Source organism: Flectobacillus sp. BAB-3569 (assembly GCF_002270355.1).
In the GTDB taxonomy this organism is placed as follows: Bacteria; Bacteroidota; Bacteroidia; order Cytophagales; family Spirosomataceae; genus Flectobacillus; species Flectobacillus roseus.
In genome coordinates this window covers 37,999-60,000 of sequence record NZ_NJFZ01000029.1, presented here as the reverse complement: position 1 = coordinate 60,000, position 22,002 = coordinate 37,999, and the positions used below count along the sequence as shown (strand labels likewise).

The 22,002-nt window shown below is 36.9% G+C and carries 22 protein-coding genes; 8 read left to right on the top strand and 14 right to left on the bottom strand.

The window, feature by feature from the left end; genetic code table 11:
- Nucleotides 1–418 precede the first annotated feature (418 nt).
- The 4 genes from tyrS to moaC all read right to left on the bottom strand — a co-directional run bounded on the left by tyrS (nucleotide 419) and on the right by moaC (nucleotide 4,092).
- Nucleotides 419–1,723, bottom strand: coding sequence for a tyrosine--tRNA ligase (tyrS, locus tag BWI92_RS22620; protein ID WP_095167080.1), 1,305 nt, complete (start codon nucleotides 1,721–1,723; stop codon nucleotides 419–421).
- 553 nt (nucleotides 1,724–2,276) lie between these two features.
- On the bottom strand, nucleotides 2,277–2,939 hold the full coding sequence (locus BWI92_RS22615) for a thiamine diphosphokinase (protein WP_095167078.1): 663 nt from the start codon (nucleotides 2,937–2,939) through the stop codon (nucleotides 2,277–2,279).
- A 107-nt stretch (nucleotides 2,940–3,046) separates the two neighbouring features.
- The gene (locus tag BWI92_RS22610; protein WP_095167076.1) at nucleotides 3,047–3,601 is read right to left on the bottom strand and encodes an NTP transferase domain-containing protein; all 555 of its coding nucleotides are present in this window, start codon (nucleotides 3,599–3,601) and stop codon (nucleotides 3,047–3,049) included.
- On the bottom strand, nucleotides 3,601–4,092 hold the full coding sequence (moaC, locus tag BWI92_RS22605) for a cyclic pyranopterin monophosphate synthase MoaC (protein ID WP_095167074.1): 492 nt from the start codon (nucleotides 4,090–4,092) through the stop codon (nucleotides 3,601–3,603). The genes BWI92_RS22610 and moaC overlap by 1 nt, the downstream gene beginning before the upstream one ends.
- 119 nt (nucleotides 4,093–4,211) lie before the next feature.
- Between moaC and BWI92_RS22600 the strand changes: the two genes are divergently transcribed.
- The 5 genes from BWI92_RS22600 to BWI92_RS22580 all read left to right on the top strand — a co-directional run bounded on the left by BWI92_RS22600 (nucleotide 4,212) and on the right by BWI92_RS22580 (nucleotide 10,658).
- Complete coding sequence (locus tag BWI92_RS22600; RefSeq protein WP_095167072.1) at nucleotides 4,212–5,420, top strand: molybdopterin molybdotransferase MoeA; 1,209 nt, start codon at nucleotides 4,212–4,214, stop codon at nucleotides 5,418–5,420.
- 93 nt (nucleotides 5,421–5,513) lie between these two features.
- Nucleotides 5,514–6,527, top strand: a complete 1,014-nt coding sequence (locus BWI92_RS22595) for a dipeptide epimerase (RefSeq protein ID WP_095167070.1) — start codon at nucleotides 5,514–5,516, stop codon at nucleotides 6,525–6,527.
- Nucleotides 6,528–6,905: 378 nt separating this feature from the next.
- Nucleotides 6,906–7,964, top strand: a complete 1,059-nt coding sequence (locus tag BWI92_RS22590) for an aminotransferase class I/II-fold pyridoxal phosphate-dependent enzyme (RefSeq protein WP_095167067.1) — start codon at nucleotides 6,906–6,908, stop codon at nucleotides 7,962–7,964.
- A 177-nt stretch (nucleotides 7,965–8,141) separates the two neighbouring features.
- Complete coding sequence (locus tag BWI92_RS22585; RefSeq protein WP_095167065.1) at nucleotides 8,142–9,392, top strand: serine hydrolase; 1,251 nt, start codon at nucleotides 8,142–8,144, stop codon at nucleotides 9,390–9,392.
- Between the two features lie 60 nt (nucleotides 9,393–9,452).
- A complete protein-coding gene (locus BWI92_RS22580) occupies nucleotides 9,453–10,658 on the top strand; it encodes a C40 family peptidase (RefSeq protein WP_095167063.1) in 1,206 nt (401 codons plus the stop codon).
- A 139-nt stretch (nucleotides 10,659–10,797) separates the two neighbouring features.
- On the opposite strand, the gene BWI92_RS22575 is transcribed toward BWI92_RS22580, so the two are convergent.
- The 6 genes from BWI92_RS22575 to BWI92_RS22550 form a co-directional block, all read right to left on the bottom strand.
- A complete protein-coding gene (locus BWI92_RS22575) occupies nucleotides 10,798–11,229 on the bottom strand; it encodes a hypothetical protein (protein WP_095167061.1) in 432 nt (143 codons plus the stop codon).
- Nucleotides 11,230–11,538: 309 nt separating this feature from the next.
- Nucleotides 11,539–12,387: a prolipoprotein diacylglyceryl transferase gene (lgt, locus tag BWI92_RS22570; protein ID WP_095167059.1), complete on the bottom strand. Its 849-nt coding sequence runs from the start codon at nucleotides 12,385–12,387 to the stop codon at nucleotides 11,539–11,541.
- Between the two features lie 166 nt (nucleotides 12,388–12,553).
- The gene (locus BWI92_RS22565) at nucleotides 12,554–12,841 is read right to left on the bottom strand and encodes a rhodanese-like domain-containing protein (protein ID WP_095167056.1); all 288 of its coding nucleotides are present in this window, start codon (nucleotides 12,839–12,841) and stop codon (nucleotides 12,554–12,556) included.
- Between the two features lie 170 nt (nucleotides 12,842–13,011).
- Entirely contained in the window at nucleotides 13,012–13,308 is a 297-nt protein-coding gene (locus tag BWI92_RS22560; protein WP_095167054.1) for a rhodanese-like domain-containing protein, read from the bottom strand.
- A gap of 33 nt (nucleotides 13,309–13,341) precedes the next feature.
- Complete coding sequence (locus BWI92_RS22555) at nucleotides 13,342–15,249, bottom strand: T9SS type A sorting domain-containing protein (RefSeq protein ID WP_095167052.1); 1,908 nt, start codon at nucleotides 15,247–15,249, stop codon at nucleotides 13,342–13,344.
- A gap of 30 nt (nucleotides 15,250–15,279) precedes the next feature.
- Nucleotides 15,280–16,053 carry a PASTA domain-containing protein gene (locus tag BWI92_RS22550; protein ID WP_095167050.1) on the bottom strand — a complete coding sequence of 258 codons (774 nt, stop codon included), beginning with the start codon at nucleotides 16,051–16,053 and terminating at the stop codon, nucleotides 15,280–15,282.
- Between the two features lie 855 nt (nucleotides 16,054–16,908).
- On the opposite strand from BWI92_RS22550, the gene BWI92_RS22540 reads away from it, so the two are divergent.
- The 3 genes from BWI92_RS22540 (at nucleotide 16,909) to BWI92_RS22530 (ending at nucleotide 18,777) form a co-directional block, all read left to right on the top strand.
- Nucleotides 16,909–17,493, top strand: a complete 585-nt coding sequence (locus BWI92_RS22540) for a hypothetical protein (RefSeq protein WP_095167046.1) — start codon at nucleotides 16,909–16,911, stop codon at nucleotides 17,491–17,493.
- A gap of 178 nt (nucleotides 17,494–17,671) precedes the next feature.
- Nucleotides 17,672–18,217, top strand: coding sequence for a hypothetical protein (locus BWI92_RS22535; protein ID WP_095167044.1), 546 nt, complete (start codon nucleotides 17,672–17,674; stop codon nucleotides 18,215–18,217).
- A gap of 29 nt (nucleotides 18,218–18,246) precedes the next feature.
- Complete coding sequence (locus BWI92_RS22530; protein ID WP_095167042.1) at nucleotides 18,247–18,777, top strand: hypothetical protein; 531 nt, start codon at nucleotides 18,247–18,249, stop codon at nucleotides 18,775–18,777.
- A gap of 534 nt (nucleotides 18,778–19,311) precedes the next feature.
- Here BWI92_RS22530 and BWI92_RS22525 read toward each other — a convergent pair.
- From BWI92_RS22525 to BWI92_RS22510, 4 genes are all read right to left on the bottom strand, one after another.
- Nucleotides 19,312–19,839: a hypothetical protein gene (locus BWI92_RS22525; RefSeq protein ID WP_141234886.1), complete on the bottom strand. Its 528-nt coding sequence runs from the start codon at nucleotides 19,837–19,839 to the stop codon at nucleotides 19,312–19,314.
- Between the two features lie 120 nt (nucleotides 19,840–19,959).
- Nucleotides 19,960–20,328 carry a GntR family transcriptional regulator gene (locus BWI92_RS22520; RefSeq protein ID WP_095167038.1) on the bottom strand — a complete coding sequence of 123 codons (369 nt, stop codon included), beginning with the start codon at nucleotides 20,326–20,328 and terminating at the stop codon, nucleotides 19,960–19,962.
- A gap of 4 nt (nucleotides 20,329–20,332) precedes the next feature.
- On the bottom strand, nucleotides 20,333–21,118 hold the full coding sequence (locus BWI92_RS22515) for a hypothetical protein (RefSeq protein WP_095167036.1): 786 nt from the start codon (nucleotides 21,116–21,118) through the stop codon (nucleotides 20,333–20,335).
- Nucleotides 21,119–21,146: 28 nt separating this feature from the next.
- Nucleotides 21,147–21,980 carry an ATP-binding cassette domain-containing protein gene (locus BWI92_RS22510; RefSeq protein WP_095167035.1) on the bottom strand — a complete coding sequence of 278 codons (834 nt, stop codon included), beginning with the start codon at nucleotides 21,978–21,980 and terminating at the stop codon, nucleotides 21,147–21,149.
- Nucleotides 21,981–22,002: the final 22 nt, after the last annotated feature.

The following is a 22,002-nucleotide window of genomic DNA, read 5'->3' as shown; positions in this document are numbered from 1 at the left end:
CCAACTTATCGTCAGTACATTATCTCAAAAATTGTCGTCAAATCCCTTTCGATTTAACCGCTTCCCGTTGTTTGGGAGTGCAAAATTAGTAGCTTTATTTTTAACTTCCAAATATTTTTGAAAATATTTTTGAAATTTATTTTCGAAATTCACATCCTATCTTCTTCGCTACAACTCCTTTCCCGTCGTTTGGGAGTGCAAAATTCCCACTTTATTCCATACTATCCAAACCTTTTTTGAACTATTTTTAAAAGTTTTTTGTAAGTCGCTGATAACAAAAGAAGTAAATAACATAATTTTCTAGCAAAACTATTCAACATTTCTAGATCTGAAACACTTTGTGCAATTAATTAACAAAATAGTTATAAAAAATCCTCAACTTTATTAAAGCTGAGGATTCATTTTATTGATATTTCTTTTATTCAACAATCAAAAGGTGATTCTTTTTACCTTTTCCTAATAATAGATACTTATTATTAAGCAAAGTAAAATCAATCGGATGATTAGGATCTGACACTTTTGACTTGTTTACACTTAAAGCATTTCCTTGAATAGCACGACGAGCTTCTCCTTTTGAAGCATATACCTCTCCATTGGTTACAGTTGATACTAAATCTGTAATGTTGGTACAAGCCTCGTAATCTCCACGTGTGATGATTGTTTGAGGCACGCCTGCAAATACAGAAAGAATATCCTGATCGCTCATTCCTTGTAAAGCATCGACTGTCCCTTTTCCATAAAGAATTTCTGAAGCCTTTACTGCTATATTATAAGCTTCTTCAGAGTGAACACGGCAAGTCACGTCTTTTGCCAAAGCTTTTTGCATAATACGCAAGTGTGGTGCAGCAGCGTGTTCTTCTTCGATAGCAGTGATTTCTTCACGTGAAAGTAATGTAAATACTCTCAATAGGCGGTGACTATCGGCATCGGCAGCATTTAACCAAAATTGGTAGAATTCGTAAGGACTTGTCATGCTTGCATCGAGCCAAACGTTTCCTGATTCTGATTTACCAAACTTGGTACCATCTGCTTTGGTTACAAGCGGTGTAGTTAAGGCAAAAGCTCTATTAAATTCTACTTCTTCAGAACCACCTTCTTTTCTACGAATGATTTCTGTACCTGTTGTAATGTTACCCCATTGGTCAGAACCACCCATTTGGAGACGAACACCATTATTTTTGTATAACCAATAGAAATCGTATCCTTGTAATAACTGGTAAGAGAACTCTGTAAATGAAATACCTGTTTCTAAACGTTTCTTTACAGAGTCTTTCGACATCATATAATTTACGCTAAGATATTTTCCTGCTTCTCTCAAAAACTCTAGAAAAGAGAAATTCTTGAACCAATCATAGTTATTTACTAATTCGGCAGAGTTGTCGCCACAATCAAAATCTAAGAATTTAGATAATTGCTTACGGATTCCCTCTTGGTTGAAACGCAAAGTTTCTTCAGATAAGAAAGAGCGTTCTGCTGCTTTGAACGAAGGATCGCCAATCATACCAGTTGCACCGCCCACCAAAGCAATCGGTTTGTGACCGCAAAGCTGGAAGTGTTTCAATAACATGATTGTAGCGAGATTACCAATATGTAAAGAAGATGCCGTTGGATCGAAACCGATATAAGCGGTTGTCATTTCTTTTGTAAGTTGTTCTTCTGTTCCGGGCATCATGTCGTGGAGCATACCTCTCCAACGCAATTCTTCAATAAAATTCTTGTGCATTTTGTGCTTAAGTAATTATGAGCAAACAGTGAAAGACCGTTTGTGTTTCTATAGATTCCAAATTTTCCGCAAAGTTAGACTTTATCCGCAACAAATCCTTGTGATTATTCAACTGTATGAGTTTATAAGAAAAGAATAAGGAATGTATAATTTTATGGACTTACCTACTGCAATAAGTGAAAATACTTAATCAAACTCAAGCACTTATCACTAATTTGATTTACCACAAAATAAAATTCCTGCGATAGCAATCTAAACTATTGACTTTTACGTATTTATATTGTAATATTTAGTAATAAACATAAAATATCCCTAGCTACTACTCGTTAATTTTCTGACAATTCACCATAACTATTTGTAACACCTCCGATGTACTATTAGTGCATCTGAAATAACCAGTTAATGCTATGAGAACACTTTATGTTATTGTTTTGGCCATTTTGGCTTCAGGTGTTTTGTATTCCTTCAAAAGAAGGACTAGTAATGATGATCAGTTTAGATCTTAATTTGTATAAGCAATGGGCTTTAGGATGGTTTTATCTTAAAGCCTTTTTTAATCCGTACACTCCATCATCAGTAAATCCCCTTTTTTATAGGAGATCTTTACGAATCCATCTTGTTCGGCTTCGTTACTTGAACCTGTTCGATAGCCTAAGGTAAGCGATTCATCAAATAGATTATACTTTAAGCCTGATGTTTGAATACCTTGTACATCACCTATTGGAATCAAAGAGATAGGTGTACCTTTTGTATACCACTTCTCAAATTGATAGGGCAAGAGATATATTTTAGAGTAATCATCAATCATGACAATTTTGAGCTGATCTCTAAAGCGGACAACGTTCGTAATATTCGTCATCGTATGATCGGCACGGCGACCAGTGGCCCATACGACATTGGCGGCAGGAAAACCTCGTGCAATCAAATATTCAAAAGCTTTTTCTAAATCATGCTTTTCTTGATCGGGCGTGTGGACGATTTCAATCGGATACTGGGCAGAACGAATGGCGTCAGTATCTAACTCGCGATCAAAATCACCGAGCAATACGTCTACTTTTATTCCTAATTCAAGAACTCGGTGAATGGCAGAATCAAGTACGACAATAAGTGGTGACCATTCCAGCAACTGTCCAAGTAACTCTTGACTACAAGCTTCGCCGTTAGCAATAATTAAGGCAGGTTCTTGTTCGTCACGTATAATATGATGAGATGACATAAATTCGAATGCGGATTTCGGATGTATAATTAAAGCGCTTTAAGCCGTCAGCCATTGGCATTAGGCAAAAATGTTTTCATTTTGTCATGAGGAATTAATCTAGACTATTACTTCCTGATAGCCTCCTCATATTCTGCTGGCGTATTAATGCTTTTTAGCATTTGTGGATTAGGAGCCTGAATCAACTTAATCGGTTGCTGAGATAATACTCGCATAGCCGATTTTCTTCCTTGCTCATAGGCCTGTAATAAGTCTGAAAAAATACTCGGTTCATATATGGTAATGAGTGGTTCAGGAAAAAACTCATCAGGATTTTGAAAAGCTGTAGCTTTTTGAGATATATCTCTAGCCTCAATCAGATATTGAATCGTTTCATGAGTAACAAAAGGCATGTCACATGCCACCACCAGCCAAGCTTGTTCGGGCTCGTGCTGAAAAGCAGAAAGAATACCCACCAATGGACTATTCAATTCATGATAGGCATCATATATATAAGGATAGTCGCTATGCTGGTTGGTATTCAATGAAACAAAGACTTTTTCACAAAACTTCCCTAATAACTCAAACAGATAAGCCTCTTGAGTTTTCCCATGATATTGAATCAATCGTTTTTCACGACCCATACGAGAACTTTGTCCTCCCGAAAGTATCAATCCATTCATTAGGCTTTATAATCGCTTTTCCCTCCAGTTTTTGACAAGAGTTTGGTTTCTTTAATCACTAAATCATGGGAAAAAGCTTTACACATATCATATACGGTCAATGCGGCAATGGTTGCACCTGTAAGAGCTTCCATTTCGACACCAGTTTTGGCAGTTAATGAGCATGTGCAATCAATGATCACCTCGTTGCCTTGTAATTCGATATTGAATTTACATGAATCCAATCCTAGTGGATGACATAGAGGAATTAAATCTGATGTCTTTTTTGCTCCCATTGTACCAGCAATAATAGCTGTCTGAAAAACCGCCCCTTTTTTAGTTTGAATATCGCCATTGACAAATTGCGCCACAATTTCGGGCGTGAGCGCTATAATACTTCTGGCCGTTGCGGTACGTTTGGTAATAGTTTTGCCCGAAACATCCACCATAGAAGGGTTATGCTGAGTATCTAAATGTGAAAAGTCTTTATTTTCTGATTGTTCTTGAGTCATTGCGCTATGTTTTTTACAAAAATACAGGACGCCTCCGCAAAAGGTGAGGTAAATTGTAGAAATTTGTCTTTTCAAGTTTTATCATAAAAAGAAAAAAAGCTAAAAACGTTCTCAAAGTTATGATAACATCACAAGAGGCTTACCAGATTATTCAACAATATACATTTCCTCAGCAAAACGAAAAAGTAGCGTTACTGAGTTCAAGAGGCAGAATATTAGCCGAAAGCATTACGGCTGACCGAGACTTCCCTCCTTTTAATCGGGTAGCGATGGATGGTATTGCTTTTGCTTTTGAAGGTATTAATCCAGCAGCAATCTTGGTCGAGCAAATTCAGTTTGCTGGTGAAACACAAAAACAGCTTCAAAATACTCAGGCTTGTATCGAAATCATGACAGGAGCCATTTTGCCTTTGGGTTGCGATACGGTGGTACGGTATGAGGACATCCTTATAGAAGAAATAGAGGGGAAAAAAGTAGCTAAAATTACGACTCCATTTGAAGAAATTACTCGTGGGCAAAATGTACACCGACAAGGTTCTGACAAAATCGCTGGACAAACGCTATTAGAAGCAGGTATCAGAATTAGTCCAGCCGAAATTGCCGTAATGGCATCAGTCGGTAAGCAAGAGGTACAGGTAGTAGCATCGCCTAAAGTGGCGGTGATTTCGACGGGTGACGAATTAGTAGATATTTCGGTAAAGCCCGAAAGCCATCAAATTCGTATGTCAAACTCTTATATGTTGGCAGCGGCTTTACAAACTTGGAACATCGAAGCGCAATTGTTTCATTTGACCGACGACCCTGATGTATTAACAGAAAAGCTAACTCAAATTTTAGAAGAGCATGACGTCATTTTGCTAAGCGGTGGTGTTTCAGCAGGAAAGAAAGATTATGTTCCTGAGATACTAGCTCAATTAGGTGTAAAAAAATGTTTTCATAAAGTAGCCCAAAAGCCAGGAAAACCATTTTGGTTTGGAGTAAAGGATATTGAACATAGCGAAGGCACAAAATTGGTTTTTGCTCTTCCAGGCAATCCTGTTTCTACTTTCTTGTGCTTTTGTAAATATGCTTTACCCGTAATTGCACAGCAAAAACCTAGAGTAGAGCAAGTGAGTTTGGCAAAAGAGGTGTTTTTCAAGCCAGCGCTTACGTATTTTGCACCAGCACAGGTATATTTTGAAAATGGGAAAATGTTGGCTATTCCGTTTGAGGGCAGTGGCTCGGCAGACTTTGCCAATTTGACCAACTGTGATGGATTTGTAGAACTGTCGTCTGAAAAATCTCATTTTGAAATTGGAGAAATAGTAAATTTCGTACGTTTTCGTTAAATTGAATTTTTCTCATAAGAGCAATAGGCTACTGCGCTTATTGCTCTTGTACTTTAAGATATAACATACTTCATTCAACCCAATTTTTTGATTATGAAACTAGTACTTCACACTTTCCAATTACCCCTAAAACATACATTTACTATCACTCATGAGTCGAGAGATATACAACCAACTTTGATTGTCGAACTACAAGATGGCGATTTTAGAGGATTTGGTGAGGCTACAGAAACGCCATATTATGGCGTGACTATGGAAAAAATGACTGCTCAATTGGAATCAGTGAGAGACTTTGTTGAGAGCTATGATTTGCAAGACCCAAAACAATTTTGGGAAGATGTATTTCCTTATTTAAAGGATGAACATCCTTTTGCATTATGTGCTTTGGATATTGCGGCTAATGACCTTTGGGCAAAGAAAAAAGGGTTGCCTCTATACAAAGCCTGGGGACTAGACCCTAGCAATAATCCTATTACCGACTATACTATAGGTATTGATACTTTGGAGAAAATGGTGGACAAAATGCAAGAAGTGCCTTTCCCATTATATAAAATCAAATTAGGCACCAAAGAAGATATCAAGATTGTACAAGAGTTGCGCAAGCATACAGACGCAGTGTTTAGAGTAGACGCCAATACGGCGTGGAGCGTAGAAGAGACGATTCAAAATGCGATTGCCTTAAAGGATTTGGGTGTTGAGTTTATCGAACAACAGATGAAAGCAGATAACTGGGAAGGAATGAAAAAGGTATTTGCAGAATCAGTACTCCCGATTATTGCTGACGAAAGTTGTATTGTAGAAGAAGACGTTGCGAGATGTTATGGCTTTTTTCATGGTGTAAATATTAAGTTGATGAAATGCGGTGGTCTCACTCCTGCCCTGCGTATGATTGCTCATGCCAAAAAGTTGGGTTTGAAAGTGATGGTAGGCTGTATGACCGAATCGAATGTAGGTTGCTCGGCTATTGCTCAGCTGTTGCCATTATTGGATTATGTTGATATGGACGGCATCTTGTTGGTTGATGATCAAATCTCAACAGGAGTTGTCATTGATTATGGTAAAGTGATTTATGCTAATGAAAATGGAACTGGCGCCAATTTAAAATGATTTTGGCTGCATTAAGCTTTAATGCTTTGAGCAATAGGCTATAAAAATTAAACGTACATGTTCCAAATTCTTAGAGTATGTGTAAAAATTTTATTTGGCACGTATCAGAAAAACAAATTTTCTCTTCGCCACACCTTACTTTTCTTCACTAGGCGTGCCCGTCTAACACAAGAAAAGTAACCGCGCGGCGGCCGCAAAAGAAAGTCAAGAAATTCTAATCGGAGTGGCGAACCACCTCGCCTGCGGCTCAAACAGTAGGATTTCGAAAAACAATTACAAACTTTCTCATTAGTAATAATTTATAAAATTTAAACATATTCGTATTATAAAGTTGACTTGTAAACACTCTCTTAATTACGTTTTATCCAAAGTAAAATCATGATTTTTTATTCATCCAAAATACCAAGTAATACGCTCCAAACGATAGACCAAGATTATTATTGGTTTAGTGGTACGGCCTATTTGGGAATTGCACAGCATCCTACTTTCAAACGAAATCTGATTGAATCTTTGGTTCAGTGGGGAAGTTCGTGGGGAAGTTCAAGAAACAATAATGTTCGTCTTTCTATCTACGAAGAGGCCGAGCAAGCTTTAGCCCAATTTTTTGGTGCACCTGCCGCATTGACGGTTGCTTCGGGTATGTCGGCGGGACAGGTGACGGTATCGTATTATCAAAGCTTGGAATATCATGTTGAAATAGCACCCAAAACACACCCTGCTCTTTGGCCACACCACAAGCACTTGCCAATTGATTCTTATGAAGAATGGGCGAGTACGATTTCAGAAAATATTTCGAAAAATCTTGCTGAAAAAATTGTAATTTGTTCTGACTCAGTAGGCTCGCCGTATGTCGAAGACTTTGATTTTAGTTGGATTAAAACTTTACCCAAAAATAAAGAAATCGTCGTTGTAATTGATGCTTCGCATAGCTTGGGTATTCAACATGTAGCGGACTTTTTGGGTTTTGAACCAGACTTTAACGATAATATTCATTTAATTGTGACAGGCTCGCTTAACAAGGCTATGGGTATGACTGGTGGTGTGATTTTGGGTAAACCCGAAATTATCAATCATCTCCGCCACACGCCTATGTTTGCGGGAGCCTCACCCATGATGCCTGCCCTATTGGATGCCTTTATGCTTAGTACAGGATTGTATTATGAGCAAAAAGAAAAGCTCCAAAAGAATATCCAATATTTTACAGAAAACCTTGAAGTAGATTACTTGGATACTATCAAAAATTACCCTGCCTTTTGTACCCACCGAGAAGGATTACACGACTTTTTGAAAAACCATGGAGTCATGACATCTTGCTTCCCTTATCCTACGGTACATGACAAACCCGTGAGCCGTTTGGTGATTAGTGCGATGCACAATGAGGACGAACTTTTGTATTTAGCTCAATTGTGCAACCAATTTGCTAAAATAACAGGATAAGGATTTCAAAAGAAAACTGTATTATCGGGAAAAATTGTAAAACACTATATGGAGGTGTATAAAAGATTCATGATTGCTGCTACGAGCTCATGACTTAGGATAACTCTTTTGTACACCTCTATGACCATAACTAAATACTGCTTGCACTCTCAATTGATATTTGAACCATTTGAACAGATGAAAAGAACACTTATAATCTTCTTGACAATCTTGGCAATGTCAACACAGCTTTATGCTCAAAAAATAGATTTTCAGTTACTACCTGAGTTGATGAAATCTCAACCAGAAAAATTTCAATTTATTCTTGATAATGCTGATAGACTTCGGGTTCAAATTGTCTACACCCAAATAGATAGAGATGTCCTAAACCGTCCGAGCTTCAGGACTTATGGCTTTAGGCTAAATCCTCAAGAATATTTTTATCCTGCTAGTACGGTAAAACTTCCTGCCTGTGTATTGGCTTTAGAAAAAATCAATCAGCTCAACAAAAAAGGGCTTAGCAAAGATACTCCCATGTTTACGGGTGCTGAATACGAACGTCATACCCCTGTGACAGGAGATAGCACTTCTGCCAATGGCATGGCTTCGGTAGCTCATTATGCCAAAAAAATCTTAATGGTATCGGATAATGATGCCTTCAATCGCCTATATGAATTTATGGGACAAGAGGGATTTAATGATCGTTTACGAACAAAAGGCTTGAAAGATACCCGAATTGTCCATCGCTTGGAGGTTGGTATGAGTGTTGAGCAGAATAAAAGAACTAATCCTATTAGCTTCAAAGAAAATGGTCAAGTGGTTTATGAACAGCCAATGATTACCGCATCGAAGGAATATTTTCCAGTTGAACCTATCAAATTGGGAAAAGGATACATTAAAGGAGATGCTACGATAAATGAGCCTTTTGATTTTACTCAAAAGAACTTTTTCCCTTTAATCGAACAACAACAGCTATTACGCTCGATTATTTTCCCCAATGCTGTTCCCAAAGAACAACGCTTTGATTTGGCTTCTGAAGATTATCAGTTTTTACATAAATATATGTCTCAAATGCCGACTGAAAGCAAATATCCTACCTACAGTCTCCCTGATTACTGGCCAGCATATTGTAAATTTCTGATGTATGGAGGACAAAAAGATGCTGTGATTAATCCCAATATTCGCATTTTCAACAAAGTAGGCGATGCTTATGGCTTTTTGTTAGACAATGCCTATATCGTTGATTTTGAAAAAGGAATCGAGTTTATGTTATCAGCTGTGATTTTATGCAATGAAGACCAAATTTTCAACGATAGCAAGTATGACTACGATACCATTGGTTTCCCTTTTATGAAAAACTTAGGAGAGCTTGTATATCAATACGAGTCCAATAGACCTAAAAAACACCTTCCCAACTTGAGCAAGTTTAAGTTTCAGTATGATAAATAAGTCTTTGCTCGGCATAGTTTTTGTGGGTTGAAGAGGGCGTCTTAAACCCTAATTTTTATTATGAAGCTATTACTAATTCTATTTTCTTGGGTTGTGCTGTTAGGCTCAACGTGGTTAAACCCAGGAAAAAACAATAATGCAAAACGTACAAAGGCCGACTCTTCTATTACACAAGTCATTGATCAATTCAGTCACCGCTTTGCTCCCGATAAAAGAACTGCTATTTTTCAAATAGATGCTTATCGTCAAAAAAACCAATTGATTTTGACGGGAAAGACCAATCTTATTGGTGCTAAAAGCTTTTTATTAGAAAGACTAAAAAATGAAAAACTCGAAATTGTTGATCAAATTCGTACACTTCCTGCTGTAGAGTTGGGCGAAAAAGTATGGGGCTTGGTGGAGGTTTCTGTTTGTAATCTTAGATACAGTCCGCGTCATTCGGGCGAAATGGCATCGCAAGCCTTGATGGGTACACCAGTGCGTATTTTGGATAGAGAGGATAATGGTTGGCTTTTGGTACAAACACCCGATCACTATATTGCATGGGTTGACCGTGGCGCTATAACTACCATTACTACCGAACAGTTGACTACTTGGAAAGAAAAAAGTAAAGTGATTTATACCAACTCATTTGGCACTGTTTACAGCGAAGCAAATGGCAACTCCTTACCCGTTTCGGATATTGTAGCTGGTTGTGTGACAGAATTGAAAGCAGAGAAAAATGGCTATTACGAAGTAGTATTACCCGATAATCGTTTGGGATACATATCTACGAAAGAAGCGGATTTAGTCAAGCATTGGGTGAGCACAACCACTGCCACCGAAGACGCCTTGGTAAATACATCCAAGCGTTTGATGGGTGTGCCTTATTTGTGGGGAGGTACTTCGTTTAAAGGTGTTGACTGTAGTGGTTTTACCAAAACTATCTATTTCCTAAATGGCATCTTATTACCACGTGATGCATCGCAGCAAGTAATGGTAGGAGAAACGATTGATAAATCAGGGGTTTGGAGCAATTTGAAAGAAGGAGATTTGCTATTCTTTGGTGAAAAACGAGAAGATGGTTCTGAACGTGTGGTGCATGTAGGCATGTGGATTGGAAATAATCAGTTTATCCATGCCTCCGACAAAGTACGCATAGGAAGCGTGAGTAATTCGGCACCTAATTTCGACGAATACAATGTCAAAAGATATTTGAGAGCCAAACGTATTCTAAAAACAGGAAGTATTGTAAAGCTCAAAACAGACAGTGTTTATCCACAATAGACATAATGAGTTATGATTTAGTGAATGAGTGATATTTTTTCAGTATTCAAAAAAAGCGGTCGAAAATTACTTTTCGACCGCTTTTTTTGATGAATATTTGGATACTGATATTCATTCCAAATCTTGGAACGACAAATGATTAATTTCCTCCAAACGCTCCTTTAATTTTTGACCACAAGCCAGAAGCAGCTTCTTTTGCTTCTTCAACTTTTTCAGCGGCAGCTTCTTGAATATCCTCTAGTTTTTCTTCGGCTTGGGCTTTTAACTCTTCCGCTTTTTCGCCTAAGTCACCACCAATTAGTTCTTCAATTTTATCTTCGACAGCATCAATTTTTTCTGAAACTACTGCTGATACTTCTTCAATTTTATCATCTGCTGCATCTGCAAGTTCCTCGAGTTTTGCACCTGCTTCAGACGCTAATTCTTCAGCTTTTGCTTTTACATCTACTCCTGTAACTTCTTTGATTTTCTCACCTGCTGTTGCAGCTAAGTCCTCAATTTTGTCTACAGCTGCATCTTTTAATTCTTCAATTTGTCCTTTTGGAGTAGGTTCAGTTTGATTATTTTCCATGAGTGATTTGTGTTTGGGTGATAAGTTGAAGTTATTTTCAATCAATTTACAATTTATCTACTGATAAATCAAGCACTTATGTTACGCAAAAATCAAATAAATGTCACAAAAAAGTGAACAGGTGTGAAGAGGGAACAGGCACAAAGGGCGAAGAGGGAACAGGCACAAAGGCACATAGGCACAAAGTGAAGATTTTGAATAATTCCACTTTGTGCCTCAATTCGCACTTTGTGCCTTTGTGCCTTTATCACTTTGTGCCTCAATTCACCCTTTGTCCCTCTGTGCCTTTGCTACTTTGTGCCTTTTCTCCTAAACAGCCTTCTTATTCTTAAACGAATACCAAAGTACTCCTAGTCCAAACAAAATAGCTGGAATACTCAACCATTGTCCCATATTAAAACTCATGTTATCTTCGAAACTAACTTGGTTTTCTTTAAGGAACTCATACAAGAAACGAAGAACAAACAAGACTACCATGAACACTCCCGTCATTAAGCCTTCTTGTGTTTTTTCTTTCTTTTTATTCCAAATCATAAAAAGGATAACAAATAAGACAATACAAGAAAGTGCTTCATATAATTGCGCTGGGTGACGAGGCACTACCGCAAAATAGTCGTGATTGAGAGAGGGGTCATTGTAAAATTTGAATGCCCAAGGCACATCAGTTTCTTTACCTACAATTTCAGAATTCATCAAATTACCAATACGAATACAAGCTCCACCCAAGGCAACTGTAGGTACAACACGGTCAGTTACGTACAAATAGCTAATATCTTTGTGCTTGCGAACATACAAATAGAAGGCTAAAAATAAGCCTATAGCAGCCCCATGACTAGCCAAACCTGCATAAGGTGGACGAATCATTGACCAGAAGAAATGACCGGGGTTACTCAATAAAGTTGGATATTCATAAAAGAAATAATGTCCCATTCGAGCGCCAAGCACAGTGGCGATCATTGCATACAGCAATAACTCATCGGCTTGTTCGAGTGGGCGACCTTCTTTTTTGAAAAAATATGAAATAACTTGATAGCCTAATAAAAAAGCTGTGGCAAACATCACACCATACCATCGCACAGGTAAGCCACCTATTAAAGGTAAAGATTCGGGAAATGTGAAAATATCAGAACTTGTGAACCAATCTATATATGCTAACATTCGGTTTATTGGATTATTGTTTAAATGGAATTCGTTGTGTATCTGAAACCCAAATTTAAAACTTTTCTAAGAATAAGTTAGGAGTACTGAGTTAAGAATGATGTGTTTTGAGTTTAAAAATTAAATAGCACTTGCTCTGCGAGTCAATTTTTAATTTCTAAATGGATTAAAGACTCAGAAACGCCTCTATACCACCTGTGAGATTGCGTACCTCTTCGAAGCCTCTTTTTCTGAGGATTGTAGCTGCTACTTTACTTTGAAGTCCTGTGTAGCAAATGATGACAAATTCCTGATTTTTCAAAAAATCTATCATATCAAGCTTTTCTAATAGTTCATCAAAGGGTAAATGCAATCCACCCAAATCAAAATCTAGCACCTCTGCTTCGGTACGAATATCTACGATTTGAAGCTCGGGAAGTCGATTTTTAAATTCTTCTGCTGAAATATCAATCATAATAGTGGGGCTTTGGGCGGTCAGTTATCGGCATTCGAATAAAAGAAAAATCTATTCTACACTCAAGAAACTCGTCCAATTAGTAGCCTAATTAATCGTATTTTATTTCATCAAAATTAAAATGGTTCAGACTTTCGCCCGAACCATTTTAATTCATGTCTTTTCAACAACTAGTCTAATTCGTTATATGCCATGATTCCGCCCAATACGTTTCTGACATTCGTAAATCCTTGGGTTTCTAAAAACGCTTTTGCACGTCCTGAACGCGCGCCAGAGCGACAGTGAACCACTACTTCTTGATCTTTCCAGCCTTGGATTTCATACAAACGGTCTGGCAATTCACCTACTGGAATCAACAAAGCGCCCAAGTTATCTTCTTCGTATTCGTATTCTTCTCTTACATCAAGAAAGTTGAATTCTTCGCCAGCATCTAGGCGTTGTTTTAATTCTTCTACTGTAATATCCATGTTTTATTCTGTTTACTTCGTTGAGGTCACCATTTAACGAACGATACTGATTTTGCGAACAAATGTATTACGTTCGTCTGAGAGTAACAATAAATATATGCCCGAATTAAGATTTTCGACTGAAACTCTGCTTTCGGAAACTCTTTGTTTCAAAATACTTTGACCCTGAAAATCGATAAGTTCGATATTGCGTAAAGTTGGATCGTTCCATGAAACATAATCCTTTGCAGGATTGGGGAATACCACCAATTGTTGGTCTTGAATATCTTTTTCTGTTCCTAAAATAACGTCCTTCACCGTTCCCCCCATGATTGGTCGCATCATCAAAGCGCCATTTGCGGCTTTAAAGTCGGCATTATTGGTTTGGGTGGCAAGATTTACCCATTGCGTACCCAAATTATAAAAATATTTTGAAGAAAACTGTGAAGAGTTTTTATCTAAACCAATAACCAAAGGTTCACCATCGGTATACTGTAAAACACCAATATAGAAAGTATCTTTTACGGCAACGGGGTCAAAAGTATATTCAATAAAGCCATTCACAACTTTGCTATACGATACTTTGCTATACAATGAACGAATCACATTACCGGGTTTTCCTTTGTCATTTTCCATAATCTGAATCGTGATTGCATTACCCTCAAGATTGGTCAACATAGGTAAGAGATTGATACGAACACCCGAAACCACATCATTGGAATTATTGGTAAACTGCGCGGCTATGCGTCCAAAGCCTTTACCTAAATACGCTCCCGCCTCGGCTGTACCGTCGTCATAGGCATAATAGTCCGAAAACTCCGTTGTTATACGAATGGTATCATTTTGCTTTCTATTGATAATAACACCGTCGTCGGTAGTTTTTAGCGCAAATGTACTTTGTAAACTGTATTTGTCATTACTTAGTTGGCTTAAGGTTGTAGCTAGTTTTTGTGCAATTTTCACACTGGATAAACCCGCTAGATTAGGACTAATCACCACATTGGTCTGAGCAGATTTTTGTAGCGTTGTATTGGTCAGTAAATCTTTTACCGTAAAATCATAATCAAAAAAGTTGTTGACCGCCGTTTGGTTCAAATACACGACATCTGTACTCAAGGAATCATTTAGCTCCTGTGTTGGGCGACGCATAAACTGCCTTACGGGCATGGCTCGGTAACGTTTGAGCAACGATGGCATATTTCGTCTTACCGCCAAATCCGCATAGTATTTATCGTTTTGATTTCGCTTAGTATTCAAATAAATATAGTCGATATTCCAAATATCAAACTGTCCAGACTGGCGACCAAAACTTTGAAATCTAAACTGAAATTGATTATGAAAATACAAATTGCGTGCTCGAATCGGAATCAATACTTGTTGGAAATTGGCTACTTCTTGATCTCCTTTCATGACCCAGACCGTTTGCCAAATACCACCATTGGTTAAAAACTGTACTCTCAAAGAATCATTGGTATTGGGCTTATCACCCAAAGAGCTATTTTGCCAGAAGAAACTCAAATACAGAGAATCAGCAGGCAAATAATTGGACAAATCCAATACTTGAGACGTAAGGGTATCGGTAGGTCCTTCAGCCAAACTATTGACAAAATTATAAGGCGTACCATCTGCTTTGAGTCCATCAAAAGTAAGCATATTGATGGTAGGATGATTTGTCGCATAATCATTGTTGACCAAAGTACCTCCCGAACTCAGCCAATTATTGGTATTGAGTTTGAGTCCAAACGAAAAATCGTCAAAGAATGGGAGCTTCACTGCGTTGGTAGCAGCTACTCTTGCAGCACTAGGTGTAACAGGAGTGCCAAGTGGAATCGTTTGTATTTGAGCCAAGGTACGGAATTGAGCAATAAAAAAGAGTGGTAAAAAAATTAACCACCCTTTTTTACCCTTTCCGCAGAAAGGCTTCTTAGAACCTATAAAAGTGTAAGAAGAAATGTTTTTCATTTGAACTTTATTAAATACCTATTGTTCGGATTATTCTCCTGACGGAGGATTACCCGCTACCCAAAGGTCAATCATTTCGCCAGCTTTAATTTTGCCATCTTCACAAGCAGGATTTTGACGAATCACTGTGCCTGCTGGTTCGGTAGAATCTGGGTCATAAATAACGGTTCCTTTTTGTAAACCAGAACCAGAAATTATGATAATAGCTTCATCGAGCGGTTTGCCTATTAAACAAGGAATCTCTAACTCGACATTACCTGTGCCATTGCCCACGATGAGCGTAACCTTCGAACCTTTTGCAATTAACGTTCCAGCATCAATTTTCGTACCTTGATATTTTACTTCGAGTACCTCATTTTCACGAATATCGTTTTGGTATTCAAGTGAAGGTTTGAGCAAACCAGCAATCAACAACTGTTGTTCGGCACTTCGCACTGACATTTCGGTCAGTTTTGGAAGCTTAATCATTGGAGCCGTTTCGGTATTGATGGTCAAATAAATTTTTCGTCCTTGTTTTACCTTAGAGTTTTCGAGCGGATACTGAGAAAGTACCGTAAGCGGTTTTTTACCTGGCGTAAAAGTACTATCGGTCACTTCGTAGTCCAAATTTCTTTCATCCAATAGGTCTTCGGCCTCCTCCATTGTCAAGCCTTTCAAGCTAGGAACAGTAATCGTTTCGCCGTGATTGGTACTCCAAGGAAGGTAAATAAAGAAAAATCCAAAAAATAAGACCATTAATAGGCATACAATAATGGCTGCGTGAGTATAGACGTCTTTTTTAGAATTTGTTGGAATTTTGATCATTTCGGTCTTCGTTATGGTATTTGGTGCAATTTACAAGATAAGTTTGTTTTTGGAAAATGCCTTTCACAAAATGCACCATCGGGTTGGGATATTTGAATGTAAGATGTTGAGAAAAGGTTGTAAAAACAAGTCTTTATCTATACGACTCTATACCTTACAGGGTTTACATAACGAAATAATCATGTGATGTGATATTGACCAAGGATATGCTTTTACTTAATTTTTTATTTATTGATGTTTAATGATTGACTAAGCTATTTATTTTCAATACCTTCAGCTAGTTAAAAGAAGTTATTTATTCATCGTATATCCGAAAGTTGATGTTCATTTAATGAATACAAATCTTTCTATTCACGCAATGAGAATAAATCGAAGTAAGCTCATGATTTTGATAGAAGTCCTATCAACGGCAGTTGGTGGTATAGCTATTTTGTATGCACTGTTTTTTCATAAAATAAAAGAGCATACAAAAGGTTCTCAGAATACCTCACTAGTTCGAGACTTAGTCTCGGACTGGCGTTTGTTTCAGTTTATAAACTGTTTAAAAAATAAGTCCAAGACTAAGTCTTGAACTAGTAATTCATCAAAACATGAACAATAAACATCAATTCTACAAAGTAGCAAGCTTCACCGTTGGTCTTCTAATGGTTATTTTATTTTTTTCAAAATCTATGAGCTTGAGATTTATGTCATTTTATTCGGTCTGGTTTGCTACCTTACTGGTAAAAGTAAAATTCTAGACACTAAGAAATTAGAATAAAAAGAAACAAAGAAGGAGAAACAAAAACACTCAACAATAAAGTATTCATTATCAGATATATACACCTAAATCCAATCTACTGAAACATTAACTCAATGAAAATAATCATATCTCTGATTGTGCTATTGAAACTAACTGTTTGTTCTACTTTACTAGCACAAGAACTTCCCATGTCTAAGTCAAAACTTCAGCCAGAGCTAGAAATTCAATTTGAATTATGGAGGGTACTCGACAGAGCAAATTTTAAAAAGTGTGGTTCATATATGTTTTCTATTAAGTTTGAACTTGATAAAAAATCAGGGCGCTTCAAAAATCTCAAGTTCTCGGAGAACTTACTTGATACTGCAATAATCAGTTCTGTTAGGAAGGCTCTCTACAATAAGGAGTCAATATGGATTCTTAAGAATTGTAAAAAAAATAACCCTTCCTTACTTTTTTTACTCCCTATTAGTATAGGTATACATAAGGAGGAAGGAGCCTGTAACCATATTCCTTCATCCAATTTTGAAGATATGTCAGGTGTTAGAGAATCATTGGATTTTAAGTCCATGATCACCTTTCCAAAAACCGAATATGCAACAGATTCTGCGGTTTACAAAGAAGATATATTTAGGGTTCCCAATGTTAAATTTGTAGGTATGACACTTAACCCTATAGTATGTGGAGTTAAATACAAATAGGTTCATCTATAATCTTTAACGAAATCATTTCCTAAGTGCTATTCTTCGCTCCAATGACAGCTAAACGAAAACACAAACAATGAAAAATATTCATTATCAAACACATACACCAAAGTCCAATCTACCGAAACATTAACCCGATGAAAAAACCATATCTCTAATTGTGCTATTGAAACTTATGGCTTGTTCTACTTTACTAGCGCAAGAACTCACTGTGTCTAAGTCAAAACTCCAACCAGAGGAGAAAATATGGTTAGAACTACTGAAATTGGTTAATCAGTCTCATTATAGGAAATGTGCAGAGTTTATATTTTCTGCTAGATTTGAGCTTGATAGAAGAAATGGTAAAATTAAAACGCTCCAATTTTCCAAGAACTTGGTCGATACAACAATCATGAGTTTGGTAAGAAAATCGCTTATCAACACGGAATCAATATGGAGTATTAAGAACTGCAAAAAAGCAAATCCTTCATTAGTCTTTTTACTTCCAATTAGAATCGTCATGAAAAGACGAGATTGTATTCCATTAAATGCTACAGAAATAATGGAACCTGATGCCTTGGGTATGAGAACTGCTATTGATTTTCTATCATTGATTACATTTCAAAAGCATGAATCTCCAGTAGATTCTTCCGTTTATAAATCGGTAGACTTTAGGGCTTCTGCAATAAAATTTGTTGGGATGACACTAAATCCAATCTCAGTGGGACAAATGGATCGTTAACTAATAAATGAAAATCTACCACAAAATCAATGTTACGCATTGTAATAATTAGCTTTTTGAGCTTATATTTAGGTTCATGCTCTCTGATTGATACTCGAAAACCTAAACTTTGGGTATATGATCGAGCGCATAGAAAGGCAACATTTACCGATCTTATTAACAGAGGCGTTCGAGGGAAATCAGATTATGATAGTCTTCATTGCAATGGATGGGCAGCATTTTTTTATTTTACCATTGATGGGAATGGTAAAGTAAAATCGTTTTCTGTCAACAAAATATCAAGCCCGACATATAGTGAAGAAGATTCTCTCATCATTCCAGAACTGAGAAGAATACTTTATAACACTGAAGGCAAGTGGTTTTACACCATGAAATTCAAATTTCCAACTGCCCTATTATGGTTCGTAATCGCCTTCTATATGGCATCAAGTTCCGATGCTACTTTTTCATTTCAAAAGCTTTCACCCTTCACGAGTTTATCTAAATCACTTTGGTTTGTAGGAGGATTTATGACTGGAGTACTAACGGTATATATTTTCCGAGAAACTGATAAAAAGTGATACGTTAATTGTATATCTCCTATCTGATTTTAATTACCTTAAATGGTATCGTTTAAGGTAAAAAAGATGAAAGTAGCTTCTTTTCGTGAGCCCCCTTGTCTAACTATTTAATTATTAAAGCCTTATGAAAAATGGAATACCTCTTTTAGGAATAAGTATGATTATGTTTCTAATTTACTTAGGATTTAAAAATAATAAATTCAGTCCCGATGAACTATTTCAATTTCCAGCTCTAATTGGGTTCTTAGTCGTTGTTGTTGTTTTTGTAATTACTACCAAAGTAAAAAAGCAAAAATAAGTTTAGTCTCTTTGGGAATGAAGGTTATACCTCACTAGTTCGAGACTTAGTCTCGGACTGGCGTTTGTTTCAGTTTATAAACTGTTTAAAAAATAAGTCCAAGACTAAGTCTTGAACTAGGAGTTTATCAAAACAAGAACAATGCTGATAAAAGTAAACTTCGAGACACTAAGAAATTAACTAAAAAAGGCACAAAGAAGCTAAATCCTCTTTGTGCCTTTTTACATTATTACTCCTTATTTATTCAATATCTTCATCGCATCTTTACCCAAAACCTGTACAGCAATACTGTCGCTCAAGATCAACTGATTCGGTTGAACTTTCGTGTCTTTTATTCTTAGCTCACTATTTCTTCCTCCATTTATTGCTAAACGATCAGCTTTTATACGGTCTAAATTCACGATTAAGGACTGAGAAGAATATAAATCCAAATTGGCAGTTTCGATACCACTTAATTCAAGTGTCGTGCTAGAAATTTGTGATCTTATCCATAGACTATCCACTTTAAAGGTATTGCCTATGTTAATTTGGATAGCATCTCCACTTGTCACATTGATACCTAAAACTCTTGGCAACTGTAATTGCATATAATCTACGGATTCGTTGAGTTCTAGCACCAGTGTATCACCAACATATTTTTGTGTAATACCTTCCTTAGCACTTAACAAAGCATATTCTGGATTTTGGGCAATATCCACATTTACATAATTACTAGCTTTTGAACGAAGTGTTAAATACTTGAATGGCTTTAAAACTAACTTCATATTCTTGTGAGTTTCCCTGTACTCAACTAATTTGCCCTTTAAAGTGATATTAAAACTTAGTAACCCTATGATGACCAAGGCTACCATTGTCACAAGGAGTTTGTTGGATGTCTTCATAGATTAATAATTTTCGGTTTTAAAAGCTTCAAATCTATTTTGTAATTCTGAAAAGTCGATTCCCAATAAGTGAATGGCTTTGAAGAACTGAGGTAATTCATTTTGTAAAAACTCTTCACGTCGAAACTCCGTCACTTTATCGTGTGCATCGGTTGATACAAAAAAGCCCATGCCTCTTTTGGTAAAAATGATACCTTTTTGTTCTAAAAAATCATACGTTCTCATAACTGTGTTGGGATTAACTTCTAATTGAACGGCAAGTTCTCTGACAGAAGGAACTTTATCTTCTGATGCCCATTGTTTGAGCAGTATTCTCTCACAAATTAGCTCTGCTATTTGGAGATATATGGCTTGGTTTTCTCTAAATTCCATGATGTTAAACCTCCTTTTCCTTTAACTTTAAATATGCAATCAACAACCAAAACAGAGGTAGAATAAAGCGAATCAGAACGATACCTAAGGTGATATAGACTGTTAAAAACGAGTCTTTCTCAGTATTAAATGAGATATTATTATTCAAATCGCCGATGATGTAATGGAACATTAAGTATTCCAATAAGGCAATGATGGCAATACTCGAAAACCCTAAAAATCCTGTTTTAATCAAAGACAATCGTTGAAAAAACAAAGTCCCCATAATCGTGAAAGTCCAGAAGTTTGTCAGTATTGTAACACCATTGAAAAACATTGTATCCTGAACAGTAAAGTATGTTTCAAAAAGCTCTGAATAGGAAATAATCGTCCTTTCCATAGGAGTATCTGGATAAGAAAACTTTATGATTTCGAATGCAGCATAATCAATCAATGAATGTGTTGAAATAATGACAATCGGATAAACAATAAACACATAAAAAAGTCCACTCAAGAATTTTTCTAAATGCGATGCAGGAAGCAACAAATAACTCATCGTAGAAGGTGTATGAGAAAAATCTCTGAAAATATAGTTGGCAAACAATACTCCTAGCCCAAACATTCCGACAATCAAGCTTCCAAATCTGATGTCTCTATCCACAATAGCGCCACCCGCATCACGTCCTAAATAATAAGCTGCAATACACAACAGTACCATTACAACGTAGGTCATGCCAAACAGCTTTCGGTTCTCGACCCAAATGCGTTTGATTAACCACCCTAATCTTTGTATATCTAATGTTTGATTCATGTTTTCTATCTAAAAAGTTTTTCCAAGTTTAGTTAAATAATTGCTTGATTACCTGTGGCTTCTCTAAAGCTGCATTGAACAACAACTCCAAATCCACTTTGGTATATGACTCATCTTCGTTTGGAATCACAATACCAAATCCTCTGATAGAATGCTCAGAATAAAGGACTTTTTCATGATTAGTCACTTGCTGAACGGTTTTGAAAGAAAGCTTTTCAGCTATCACATCGGTACCTGCATTGAGCAAAACTTCTCGGTTATCCATGATAATAATCGGGTCAATCAAAGATTCAAGGTCACGTACTTGGTGCGTCGAAATCAGAATAACTCTTTCATTGGTAATCGAAGAAGCAATGATTTTTCGAAACTGACTTTTCGACGGGATATCCAAGCCATTGGTAGGTTCGTCCATAATCAACAAAGGCGTATTGGTAGCCAACGCAAAACTAATCAAGGCCTTTTTCTTTTGTCCCAACGACAATTCGGTAAGTCGTGCCGAACTATCCACCTCAAACTCCTTGAGATATTCGGTTAATTGGTTTTGGGAAAAATTTGGGTAAAATACTGCATACACCGACACAAATTCCTTCATGCTGATGGGTGGAATATGTAGTTCTTCTGGTAAGAAAAATAACTCTTGCAAAAACTTCGGTTGTCGCAAATGTGGCGTATGCCCATTGACGGTACATTGCCCTGATGTAGGTGTAAGTAAACCCGCGATATTACGCAGTAGGCTGGATTTCCCTGCGCCATTACGCCCAAGTAATCCGTAGACATTGCCTGCTTGGAGTTCAAGATTGAGCCCTTCAAATACAGGCTTTTTCTTGCTATAACCAAATCCTAAATTATGAATTGAAACCATATTTTGAGTTTTGAGGTTGATG

Bases quoted from the DNA above. Each gene is read 5' to 3' on its own strand.
- BWI92_RS22585 (WP_095167065.1), top strand. From the start codon at position 8,142: ATGAAAAGAACACTTATAATCTTCTTGACAATCTTGGCAATGTCAACA.
- BWI92_RS22590 (WP_095167067.1), top strand. From the start codon at position 6,906: ATGATTTTTTATTCATCCAAAATACCAAGTAATACGCTCCAAACGATA.
- BWI92_RS22580 (WP_095167063.1), top strand. From the start codon at position 9,453: ATGAAGCTATTACTAATTCTATTTTCTTGGGTTGTGCTGTTAGGCTCA.
- BWI92_RS22555 (WP_095167052.1), bottom strand. From the start codon at position 15,249: ATGAAAAACATTTCTTCTTACACTTTTATAGGTTCTAAGAAGCCTTTC.
- BWI92_RS22575 (WP_095167061.1), bottom strand. From the start codon at position 11,229: ATGGAAAATAATCAAACTGAACCTACTCCAAAAGGACAAATTGAAGAA.
- BWI92_RS22525 (WP_141234886.1), bottom strand. From the start codon at position 19,839: ATGAAGTTAGTTTTAAAGCCATTCAAGTATTTAACACTTCGTTCAAAA.
- BWI92_RS22510 (WP_095167035.1), bottom strand. From the start codon at position 21,980: ATGGTTTCAATTCATAATTTAGGATTTGGTTATAGCAAGAAAAAGCCT.
- BWI92_RS22520 (WP_095167038.1), bottom strand. From the start codon at position 20,328: ATGGAATTTAGAGAAAACCAAGCCATATATCTCCAAATAGCAGAGCTA.
- BWI92_RS22530 (WP_095167042.1), top strand. From the start codon at position 18,247: ATGTTACGCATTGTAATAATTAGCTTTTTGAGCTTATATTTAGGTTCA.
- BWI92_RS22515 (WP_095167036.1), bottom strand. From the start codon at position 21,118: ATGAATCAAACATTAGATATACAAAGATTAGGGTGGTTAATCAAACGC.
- BWI92_RS22560 (WP_095167054.1), bottom strand. From the start codon at position 13,308: ATGGATATTACAGTAGAAGAATTAAAACAACGCCTAGATGCTGGCGAA.
- BWI92_RS22565 (WP_095167056.1), bottom strand. From the start codon at position 12,841: ATGATTGATATTTCAGCAGAAGAATTTAAAAATCGACTTCCCGAGCTT.
- tyrS (WP_095167080.1), bottom strand. From the start codon at position 1,723: ATGCACAAGAATTTTATTGAAGAATTGCGTTGGAGAGGTATGCTCCAC.
- BWI92_RS22550 (WP_095167050.1), bottom strand. From the start codon at position 16,053: ATGATCAAAATTCCAACAAATTCTAAAAAAGACGTCTATACTCACGCA.
- BWI92_RS22600 (WP_095167072.1), top strand. From the start codon at position 4,212: ATGATAACATCACAAGAGGCTTACCAGATTATTCAACAATATACATTT.
- moaC (WP_095167074.1), bottom strand. From the start codon at position 4,092: ATGACTCAAGAACAATCAGAAAATAAAGACTTTTCACATTTAGATACT.
- BWI92_RS22540 (WP_095167046.1), top strand. From the start codon at position 16,909: ATGAAAATAATCATATCTCTGATTGTGCTATTGAAACTAACTGTTTGT.
- BWI92_RS22610 (WP_095167076.1), bottom strand. From the start codon at position 3,601: ATGAATGGATTGATACTTTCGGGAGGACAAAGTTCTCGTATGGGTCGT.
- BWI92_RS22535 (WP_095167044.1), top strand. From the start codon at position 17,672: ATGGCTTGTTCTACTTTACTAGCGCAAGAACTCACTGTGTCTAAGTCA.
- lgt (WP_095167059.1), bottom strand. From the start codon at position 12,387: ATGTTAGCATATATAGATTGGTTCACAAGTTCTGATATTTTCACATTT.
- BWI92_RS22595 (WP_095167070.1), top strand. From the start codon at position 5,514: ATGAAACTAGTACTTCACACTTTCCAATTACCCCTAAAACATACATTT.
- BWI92_RS22615 (WP_095167078.1), bottom strand. From the start codon at position 2,939: ATGTCATCTCATCATATTATACGTGACGAACAAGAACCTGCCTTAATT.